Annotated in this window: 9 protein-coding genes and 1 pseudogene; 3 read left to right on the top strand and 7 right to left on the bottom strand. The window is 68.9% G+C overall.

Annotated features, from left to right (window positions below; translation table 11 throughout):
* The 3 genes and pseudogenes from ENN83_RS10350 to ENN83_RS10340 form a co-directional block, all read left to right on the top strand.
* The coding region (locus ENN83_RS10350) for a hypothetical protein (protein WP_287186692.1) at positions 1-446 on the top strand (446 nt) is incomplete at its 5' end.
* Positions 447-550: 104 nt separating this feature from the next.
* Positions 551-856, top strand: coding sequence for a hypothetical protein (locus ENN83_RS10345; protein WP_287186690.1), 306 nt, complete (start codon positions 551-553; stop codon positions 854-856).
* Between the two features lie 126 nt (positions 857-982).
* Positions 983-2623 (top strand): annotated as a pseudogene (locus ENN83_RS10340) (FAD-dependent oxidoreductase); the annotation flags it as partial.
* A 373-nt stretch (positions 2624-2996) separates the two neighbouring features.
* On the opposite strand, the gene ENN83_RS10335 reads toward ENN83_RS10340, so the two are convergent.
* The 7 genes from ENN83_RS10335 to ENN83_RS10305 form a co-directional block, all read right to left on the bottom strand.
* Positions 2997-3353, bottom strand: a complete 357-nt coding sequence (locus ENN83_RS10335) for a carboxymuconolactone decarboxylase family protein (RefSeq protein WP_287186688.1) — start codon at positions 3351-3353, stop codon at positions 2997-2999.
* A gap of 69 nt (positions 3354-3422) precedes the next feature.
* The gene (locus ENN83_RS10330) at positions 3423-4088 is read right to left on the bottom strand and encodes a DUF938 domain-containing protein (RefSeq protein ID WP_287186685.1); all 666 of its coding nucleotides are present in this window, start codon (positions 4086-4088) and stop codon (positions 3423-3425) included.
* A complete protein-coding gene (locus ENN83_RS10325) occupies positions 4085-5161 on the bottom strand; it encodes an NAD(P)/FAD-dependent oxidoreductase (RefSeq protein WP_287186683.1) in 1077 nt (358 codons plus the stop codon). Before ENN83_RS10325 ends, ENN83_RS10330 begins: the two co-directional genes overlap by 4 nt.
* Positions 5162-5288: 127 nt before the next feature.
* Positions 5289-6362, bottom strand: coding sequence for a BMP family ABC transporter substrate-binding protein (locus ENN83_RS10320; protein ID WP_287186681.1), 1074 nt, complete (start codon positions 6360-6362; stop codon positions 5289-5291).
* A gap of 55 nt (positions 6363-6417) precedes the next feature.
* A complete protein-coding gene (locus ENN83_RS10315) occupies positions 6418-7350 on the bottom strand; it encodes an ABC transporter permease (RefSeq protein ID WP_287186678.1) in 933 nt (310 codons plus the stop codon).
* Positions 7350-8435 (bottom strand): ABC transporter permease, encoded by a 1086-nt coding sequence (locus ENN83_RS10310; protein WP_287186675.1) that lies wholly within the window; start codon positions 8433-8435, stop codon positions 7350-7352. Before ENN83_RS10310 ends, ENN83_RS10315 begins: the two co-directional genes overlap by 1 nt.
* A 9-nt stretch (positions 8436-8444) precedes the next feature.
* On the bottom strand, positions 8445-9882 hold a 1438-nt coding region (locus ENN83_RS10305; RefSeq protein WP_287186672.1), incomplete at its 5' end, for an ABC transporter ATP-binding protein.

The raw sequence follows: 9882 nt of genomic DNA, 5'->3' as shown, positions 1-9882 counted from the left end.
GGGCGGGGTGGGTGCTGGGGGTCGCGTCGCTGCTGGGGCTTCTGTCGTTGGCGGGCATGGCCGACATAAGGCTGCGCGGCGCGGGCAGCGATTCGTTGCGGATCGACGTGCTGGCCGACCGGCTCGACGCCCGGCTGGAGGCGCTGGGCGCGAGGGACCCGCTGGTGTTGTCGAATTACTACTACGCAGGCAACCTGCGCTTTCACCGGCCCGGCTGGCACTATGTCACCGGTGCCCGCCCGGACGAACTGGCCGCCCATGATGGGCCGATCCTGGTCGTGCTGCCCCGGCAGGCCAAGACGCTGGAGGATGTCGCGGGTCTGGCCGTGATCGCGGGGCGCTACCGGATCGTCGAGGCGGGAACTTTCGATATCCCCTACCGCTTCGCGGACGACGAGCGCCGGAGCGTCGCCTATGCACTGCTCGAGGCCGGGCCGCCGCGCTAGGAGGCCTCGGTGCGGCCCGTCGCGTTGTGGATCCGGGCCGGTCAGAGTATCCCGTATCCGGGGCGCCGGCTATCGGGGCCGGCCGCAATCGAGGAGACAAGACCGTGCTGCCGCTTCTCGGGATCTATCTCTGTGTCTCGCTCGTCCTGCCGTTCGGCGCGGCTGAACCGGAACGGCGGGCCATCGTCGCGCGCCGGCTCGGTCCGAACGGTCGAGCGGTCCTGATCGCGCTGTTCGCCTCGGCCATCGCTTCGCTGGGCGTCACGGTGGCCGCAGGCCTTATCGGCAACTGGGTCGACATGCTGCACGTCCTGGGCGGCGCGATCCTCTATCACGCGATCATGGGCGTGTCGCTGGTGCACGGCCTGCAGAAGGTTTCGGCAGGGGTCGCCACCGGCGCGATGTCCTGAGCCGCGCGGACGGTGCTGCGGCCCGAGGTCGCTTTCGCACCCCATCAAGTCGGATGAACCTCGCCCCGGGCCGGGGATTTTGCGTAACTGGGCGCGAAACGGACGCTCAACGCTGAGTCGCGGCCCATGAAGACCCATGTCAAAGCCCTTGTCGTCGGCGGCGGTGCCGTCGGCGCCTCGATCGCCTGTCACCTGGCGAAGCGCGGGTGGGACACGCTGCTGCTCGAGCGCGACGAGCTGACCTCGGGCAGCACATGGCATGCGGCGGGCCTTCTGCCCCATTTCAACATGTCCTACGCCACGACCCATATCCACGACTATTCGATCCGGTTCTACAAGGGGCTCGAGGCCGAGACGGGCCTGAACCCCGGCTTCTTCGTGCTGGGCAACCTGCGCATGGCCCAAAGCCGCGCGCGCATGGACGAATACATGCCTTACGCCACCACGGCCGAGACCTGCGGCGTGCCCTTTGAATGGCTGAGCCCCGATCAGATCAAGGAACGCTGGCCGCTGGTGCGCACCGACGATCTGGTGGGGGCGCTGTTCCATCCGACCGATGGCTACATCAACCCCGCCGATGTCACGCAGGCCATGGCCAAGGGCGCGCGTCAACTGGGCGCCACCATCGAACGCAAGTGGCAGGTGGATGGCTATGACTGGACCGGGTCGGAATGGCGGGTCACCGTCACGCGGATGGCCGAGAAGGGCGGCAACCTGGTGGCGACCGACGAACAGGCGGTCATCACGGCCGAGCATGTCGTCACCGCGACCGGCAACCACGCCCAGCGCACCGCGCGGCTGCTGGGCATCAAGATCCCGGCGATCCCGGTCGAGCACCAGTATATCGTGACCGAGCCCGACCCTGCGCTGGTCGAGTGGCGCAATGCGGGCAACCCCCAGCACCCGGTCCTGCGCGATGCGGATGCCAAGTGGTATGTGCGCGAGGAACGCGGCGGCTGGATCCTCGGCCCCTATGAACGGGGCGCGCCCGCGCAGTTCGAATATGGCTGCCCCGACAGCTTCCGCGCCGATCTGTTCCCGCTCGATCTGGAGCGGATCGAGGCCGAATACATGTCGATGATCCACCGTATCCCGTCCTCGGAACAGGTGGGGCTCAAGGACGATTTCAACGGCCCGATCTGCTTCACGCCGGACGGCAACCCGCTGCTGGGTCCCGCGCCGGGGCTGCGCAACATGTGGCTGGCCGAGGGGTTCAGCTTCGGCATCACCGCTGCGGGCGGCGCGGGGCATTACCTTGTGCAGTTGATGGCGGAGGGCGAGGCCGAGATCGACATGGGCGCGCTCGACCCTCGCCGTTTCGGCGACTGGATGACGACCGAATACGCTGCCCGCAAGAACGAGGAGGCGTATGAACATGTCTTCATCCTGCACCATCCCGACGAGGAACGCCCCGCCTGTCGCCCGCTGCGCACCTCGCCCGCCTATGACCGGCAGAAACGCCTTGGCGCGCAGTTCGGGCAGGTCAACGGCTGGGAGCGGCCGAACTATTACGGCCCCGAGGACGCGCCCGACAGTTTCGACCACGACGCGCGCAGCTTCCGCCGGGGCGGCTGGTGGCACTACGCCGAAGCCGAGGCCCGCGCGATCCGCGAACGCGCCGGGCTGATCGACGCCACCGCCTTTACCGAGCATCTGGTGCGCGGCCCCGGCGCGACCGCCTTCCTCGACTGGTTCACCTGCAATGCCCTGCCAAGGGTGGGCCGGGTCAATCTGACCTACGCGCTGAGTTCGGCGGGGACGGTGCGGCCGCCGACAGCCCGCAGATCGGCCTGTCTTGCGGCGTCGAAGCGCGCGGTCTCGCGCGGGTCCAGTACGCCGTTTCCGTCCAGGTCGAACCGGGCGGACACCGCGGGCGGGTTCCGCATGATCTCGGCCAGCGTCACGACGCCATCGCCGTTTGCGTCCCACCCGGCGACAAAGCGGCCTTCAAGGCTGTAATGACCGGCCGCCCCTGCCGCCCCGGCGACCAGCGCGAAAAGCAGGGCGGTCGGGACAAGGCGGGGCATGGGTATGGTTCCCTTCGAGCTGCGGACAGCGAAAGGGTATGCCCAACCCGCGGTTCAGGCAACAGCGACGGTGCAGCCTCCCGGCCGGGCCAGCCGGGCGGCCGACAGGCGGCCTATTCGGCCGCCTGTGCCTTCCCCTCGATCAACTGGTCATAGCATTCCATGGCTGCGGCCGCATACATCATCGCCGGCCCACCGCCCATCTGGATCGCCATGGCCAGCACGTCGCCGATTTCTTCGCGGGTGGTGCCGACGCGCACCAGCGCCTCCATGTGCAGCACGATGCAGGCCTCGCAGTGCAGGGTGATCGCCATGCCCATCGCGATCAGCTCCTTGGTCTTGAAGTCGAGCGTGCCGCCCTCCTTCACCGCCTTGCCAAGCCCGCTGAAAGCCTTGGCCTGTTCGGGGATCGCCTTGTTCAGGCGCCGCAGCTGATCCTTGGTCGTGTAGCGTTTCGCAGTCCAGTCCATGCCGGTCTCCTTGGGTTCAGAAATCATCTCCCCCACACCAGTTTTCCCGCGGCCCCGCCTTGACCCGGGTCAAACCGCGGGGGGCCTTGCGGCGATCAGGGTCAGGTTGTTCGCAGGCATCTCGACGGGCGCTTCGACCTCCAGATCCGTCGCCCCCATCCAGCCCCGAACCTCGGCGACCGACTTGTAGCCGATGGCCGGATCCTGCGCGACGAGGCTGGCGTGAAAGGCCGCATCCCCCGCGCCGGCGAACCCGTCGTCGCGGCGGAACGGGCCATAGATCATCAGCACACCCCCCGGCGCCAGCGCGGCGCCCGCCTCGCGCACCAGCGTCTCGGCCTCGGCATGGCCTATCAGATGCAGGATGTTGCTGGCAAAGATCAGGTCCTGCCCCGCCTGCCCCGCCCCCCAGCCCGGCGCACAGGCCGCCAGCGCGATGGCGGGCCGGATGTTCGCCAGCCCCGCATGGGCGGCCCGGGCGTCGATGCTGGCCCGCCGCGCGGGGGCGATTTCCGTGGGCTGCCAGTCCAGCCCGGGCAGCGCAGCCGCGATCCGCGCCGCATGCTCGCCCGTGCCGGAGGCGATCTCCAGCGCCCGGCCCGCCTGCGGCCCCCGCGCGGCGATCACCGCGCAGATCGCCTCGGCATTGCGCGCGGCGCACGGCGCGTGCATCCGCCCACCCGTGGCGGGCCGCGCCATCGAGGGGCTGTCGGGCAGGTCCAACCGCCGGCTCATCGTGCGAACCGCCCGGGGCTGAAGGCGGCGGCAAGCTCCGCCCCGATCCCGGGCGCTTGCCCGGCCACAAGATCGGCCGCCAGGCGGCTGGCCGCGGGCGCGGTCTGGAACCCGACCCCGCCCTGACCGGCCTGCCAGAAAAACGCGGACTCGGCCGGATCGAAGCCGGTCACCAATAGCCTGTCGGGCGCAAAGGTTCGCAGCCCGGCCCAGTTCGTCTCGACCCGGGTGACCGGCTCGGTCACCATCTTCTCGTAGCGCGCCAGACCTTCGGCCGGCACCATGTCATCGGTAAAGGCGTCATGGGGCGCCATCGGATCCTCTTCGGCAGGCGAGACCAGCAGCTTTCCGGCATCGGGCTTGCAATACCACCGCTCGCCCGCGCCCACCACCATCGGCCAGCCGCGCAGATCATGGCCCCCCGGTGCAGGCAGCCGCGCCATCGACCGGCGCATTGGAGTGAACCCCAGGGGCGCCACCCCCGCCATCCGCGCCACCGCGTCCACCCAGGGGCCCGCAGCATTGACCAGAATGCGCCCCTCGACCGGCCCCTTGGCGGTCTCGACGCGCCAGCCCGTCGCAACCCGCGCAATCGCCGTAACCCGCGCCCCGGTGGTGACCGTGCCGCCATTGCCCCGGATCTCGCGGGCCTGAGCCTGGATCAGCCGGTCGGTGTCCAGATCCCAGGCCTCGGCGTTGAACCCGGCAAAGGCCACGGTCTCGGGGTTCAGCACCGGCATGCGCGCCCGCGCCTCCTCCGGCGAAAGGCGCTCCAGCGCCATATGCGCAAGATCGCGCTCGAATGCCACGGCATCCTCGGCGCGGCCGACAACCATCAGGCCGCGCCCGGACAGGCCGCCCATTGCGGCATGCTCGGCATGGCTCGCCCGGTTCAGCGCCACGATGGGCGGCGCGCCCAGGCACATGTCGAACAGCGCCGCCGACCGCCCCGAGGCGTGATAACCCAGCCCCGACTCGGCCTCGACCAGCGCCACGCGCCCCAGTTCGGACAGCCGCGCCCCGACCGACACCCCGGCGATCCCGCCGCCTATCACGATGAAATCCGTGTCCATGCCCCCGACATAACGCAAGCACGCGGCAAAGCCAAAGCCCCGCCGCGCGCCTTCTTCTGGCCCGAAATATCCCGGGGGAGCCGCCGCGCCAGCGGCGGCGGGGGCAGCGCCCCCGACCCGGCCCGCCCTATTGCGGAACCGCGCCCGTCAGCCCCTCGACATAGAAGTTCATGCCCAGAAGCGTGCCATCATCCGCCACCTCGCCCTCGGCCAGCCAGGGCGTGCCGTCCTGCCGGTTCAGCGGGCCGGTAAAGGGATGGTACTCTCCGCTCGCCATCGCCGCGATCAGCGCCTCGGCCTCGGCCCTGACCTCGGCGGGCACCGCCTCCGTGATCTCGCCGATCCCGACCATACCCGGGGCGATGCCGTCCCAGGTGTCCACGCTTTCCCAGGTGCCGTCGATCACCGCCTTCACCCGCTTGATGTAATAGGGTGCCCAATTGTCGATGATCGAGGAGATTCGCGGCTTCGGCGCGTATTCGATCATGTCGGAGGCCTGCCCGAAGGTATAGACATTGCCCGCACGCCCGGCCGCGGCCTGTGGCGCGGTCGAGTCGGTGTGCTGCAGGATGACATCCGCCCCCTGTTCGATGAGGGCGGTTGCCGCGTCGGCCTCCTTGGCCGGGTCGAACCAGGTATAGGCCCAGATCACTTTGAACTGGACGTCCGGATTCACCTGTCTTGCATGGATGAAAGCCGAGTTGATGCCGCGGACGACCTCGGGGATCGGGTAGGAGGCGATATAGCCGATGATGTTCGATTCCGTCATGTGCCCGGCGATCAGCCCCTGCACCGCGCGACCTTCGTAGAAGCGGGCGGAATAGGTGCTGACATTGTCCGCGCGCTTGTAGCCGGTGGCATGCTCGAACTTCACATCGGGGAATTTCTGCGCGACGTTGATCACCGGATCCATGAAGCCGAACGAGGTGGCAAAGATCAGATCAGCGCCCGACAGCGCCATCTGCGTCATCACCCGTTCCGCATCGGCGCCTTCGGGCACGCTTTCCTGGTAGACCGTTTCCACCGCATCGCCGAAATGCGCCTCGACGGCCAGGCGCCCCTTGTCATGTTCATAGGTCCAGCCGCCATCGCCGATCGGGCCGACATAGACGAAGCCGACCTTGACCCGGTCCTGGGCCGCGGCGGCCCCGGCAAGGCCCAGCGCGAAGGCGGCAGAGGCAAGCAATGTTCTGCGGTTCATGGGTCTTTCTCTCCCGTAGTGGCGGGCGGCCATCGGCCCCCCGGTTGGCGGCGCCTCAACTCGAGGCGTGGAAAACCCGTCCCAGCGAGGCGGGCGCGTTCAGCGCCGCGCGGCCCCGGTCGGCCGAGATGATGACGAGCACGAGGATCGTTACCAGATAGGGCGAGGCCGACAAGAGCTCGACCGGAACGGCAAGCCCGGCAGCCTGAAGGTTCAGTTGCAGCACCGCGACGCCGCCGAAAAGATAGGCACCCAGCAGCACCCGCCCGACCCGCCAACTGGCGAAGACCACGATCGCCAGCGCGATCCAGCCCGCGCCCGCGGTCATGCCCTCGGTCCATTGCGGCACGCGCATCAGGCTGAGATAGGCGCCCCCCAGCCCCGCACAGGCGCCGCCAAAGGCGATGGCGGCCAGACGGATGCGCACGACCTTGTAGCCCAGCGCATGCGCGGCATCGTGGTTCTCGCCTACCGCACGCAGGATCAGCCCGGGGCGCGTGAAGCGCAGGAAGGCCCAGACCGCGACCACCAGCGCAAGGCTGAGATAGACGATCAGGTCATGCGAGAACAGGACACGGCCCAGCACCGGAATATCGGCCAGCGGACCCAGATCCGGTTTCGCCAGGGCGGGCGGCTTGACGCCGACATAGCCCTGCCCGATCAGCGCCGAGAATCCCAGCCCGAACAGCGTCAGCGCAAGCCCCGTCGCCACCTGGTTCGACATCAGCACCTGCGTGAGCATCCCGAAGACCAGCGACAGCGCCGCCCCTCCGGCCATCGCCGCCAGAAAGCCCAGCGCCGGGTTGCCGGTCTCGACCGCGATGGCAAAGCCGACAATCGCCCCGGTGATCATCATGCCCTCGACGCCCAGGTTCAGAACGCCGGATTTCTCGACAACCAGCTCGCCGATCGCGGCCAGAAGGATCGGCGTCGCCGCCACCATCAGCGAGGCCGCAAGCACCGCCGGATTGATCGCACCCAGATCCATCAGGCGATCCTCCGTCGGCTAAGGCGAATGCGGTAATGGGACAGGACATCGACCCCCAGAAGGAAGAACAGCAACATGCCCTGAAATGCCTGGATCGCGGCGGAGGGGATGCCGAGCATGAATTGTGCAAGCTCGCCGCCGATATAGGTCAGTGCCATCAGAAGCCCCGCCAGCAGTATCCCGACCGGGTGCAGCCGCCCCAGGAAGGCCACGATGATCGCGGTGAAGCCATAGCCCTGGTTGAAGCCGATATTGATCCGCCCGGCCGGTCCCGCCACCTCGAACATCCCCGCGAGCCCCGCAAGCGCCCCCGACAGGCCAAGGCAGATCACCACCAGCGCGTTCGGGTTGACGCCCGCAAAGCGCGCGGCGCGCGGGCTCTGGCCCGCCAGCCGGATCCGGAAGCCCAGGATATGCCGGGTCAGCAGCACATAGGCCGCGATCACCGCGATGAAGGCCGCGGCCACGCCCCAATGCATCCCGGTGCCCGCGATCAGTTCGGTATTGGCCGCGGCGGGGTAGTGCTGAAGGTTGCGGCTGCCCGGAAAACCGCCGCCCTCGGGATTCTTCATCAGCCCCAGTGCCATCGAGGCCAGCACCTGCTCGGCGACATAGACCAGCAGCAGCGAGACGAGGATCTCGTTGGTGCGGAACCGCGTCTTCAGGATCGCCGGAATCATCGCCCAGGCCCAGCCGCCCAGCGCCCCGGCCAGCACCATCAGCGGGAACAGGAACCACGCATCCAGCGGGTAAAGCGCCAGCGCCACGCCCGCGCCCGCAAGCGCGCCCATGATGTATTGCCCCTCGGCGCCGATATTCCAGATACCCGCACGAAACCCCAGCGAGAGCCCCGTGGCGATCAGGATCAACGGCCCCGCCTTGACCAGCAATTGCGGGCGCGAATAGCTGGCGAACTGCTCGTTAAACAACGGATCCCAGAAGATCGTGCGGATCGCCACGACCGGATCCTTGCCCAGAAGGGCGAACATCAACCCTCCCGCCACCATGGTCAGCGCCACGGCCAGCAGCGGCGTTGCCACCGTCCAGGCCCGCGACGGCTGGGGGCGTTTTTCAAGGCGGATCATGGCTGCGCCTCACTCGGCCACATGAGCCACCTCCATGTCATGGGCGCCACCCAGCATCAGCCCGATTTCCTCCAGCGTCATCCCCTGCGCCGGGCGGGGCGGCGACAGGCGGCCCTCGTTCAGCGCGGCGAAGCGGTCCGAGATCTCCATCAGCTCGTCCAGATCCTGGCTGATGACGATCACCGCTGTCCCCGATGCGGCCAGATCCAGCAGCGCCTGCCGGATCGCCGCGGCGGCGGACGCATCCACGCCCCAGGTCGGCTGGTTCACGACCAGCACCTCGGGACGCTGCAAGACCTCGCGCCCGATCACGAATTTCTGCAGGTTGCCGCCCGACAGCGAGCGCGCGGCATTGCCGGGTCCGGGGGTGCGCACGTCGAAGGCCGCGATGACCCTCTCGGCGAAGGCCTTCGCGGCGGGCCATTTCAGAAACCCCCGCGCCGCCAGACCCTCGCGGATCGCGGCCGTCAGCATGGCGTTCTCGGTCAGGCTCATGTCGGGGGCGGCGGCATGGCCCAGCCGTTCCTCGGGCGCGGCCAGCACGGCGACGCGGCGCCGGGGGCCGGGGCCGAGCGCGCCGATCGGCTGGCCCCGGAGCCGGACCGCACCGGGGGCGACGGCGGCCTCGCCCGACAGCGCGTCCAGCAATTCGTCCTGGCCGTTGCCCGCCACACCGCCGATGCCGAGGATCTCGCCCGCCCGGACGGAAAACGAGATGTCACGCAAGGACGTGCCGAAGGGGTTTGCCGATGGCAGGGACAGCCCCGATACCTCCAGCACGACGCCGCCCGGATTGCCGCCCGCCCGCGACGGGGCGGTCAGTTTCGCCCCCACCATCATCTCGGCCAGCTCTGCGGCGGTCTTCTCGCGCGGGTTGCAGCTTTCGACGACGCGGCCGCGGCGCAGGATCGTCGCCCGGTCGCAAAGCGAGCGGATTTCCTCGAGCTTGTGCGAGATATAGAGGATCGCGGTGCCCTCGGCGGCCAGTTTCCGCAGCGTGGCGAACAGGATCGCGACCTCCTGCGGGGTCAGCACGCTGGTCGGTTCGTCCATGATCAGCAGGCGCGGATCCTGCAACAGGCAGCGGATGATCTCGACCCGCTGGCGTTCGCCCGCGGACAGGCCGCCCACCAGCCGGTCGGGTGTCAGTGGCAGGCCATAGGTTTCGCTGACCTCGCGGATGCGGGCGGCGAGCCGACGCATCGGCGGCGGGGTCTCCATCCCCAGCGCGATGTTCTCGGCGACGCTTAGCGCGTCGAACAGGCTGAAATGCTGGAACACCATCGCCACGCCCGAGGCGCGCGCGGCGCCGGGACCGGCAGGGGCATAGGGCTGGCCGCGCAGGGTCATGCGGCCGGCATCGGGCTGGGCGAGGCCATAGATCATCTTGACCAGCGTGGACTTGCCCGCGCCGTTCTCGCCCAGAAGCGCGTGAATCTCGCCCTCG

The sequence above is a fragment of the Rhodovulum sp. genome, assembly GCF_011048875.1.
Classification (GTDB): Bacteria; Pseudomonadota; Alphaproteobacteria; order Rhodobacterales; family Rhodobacteraceae; genus Rhodovulum; species Rhodovulum tesquicola.
This window is presented reverse-complemented; position numbering and strand designations above follow the sequence as displayed.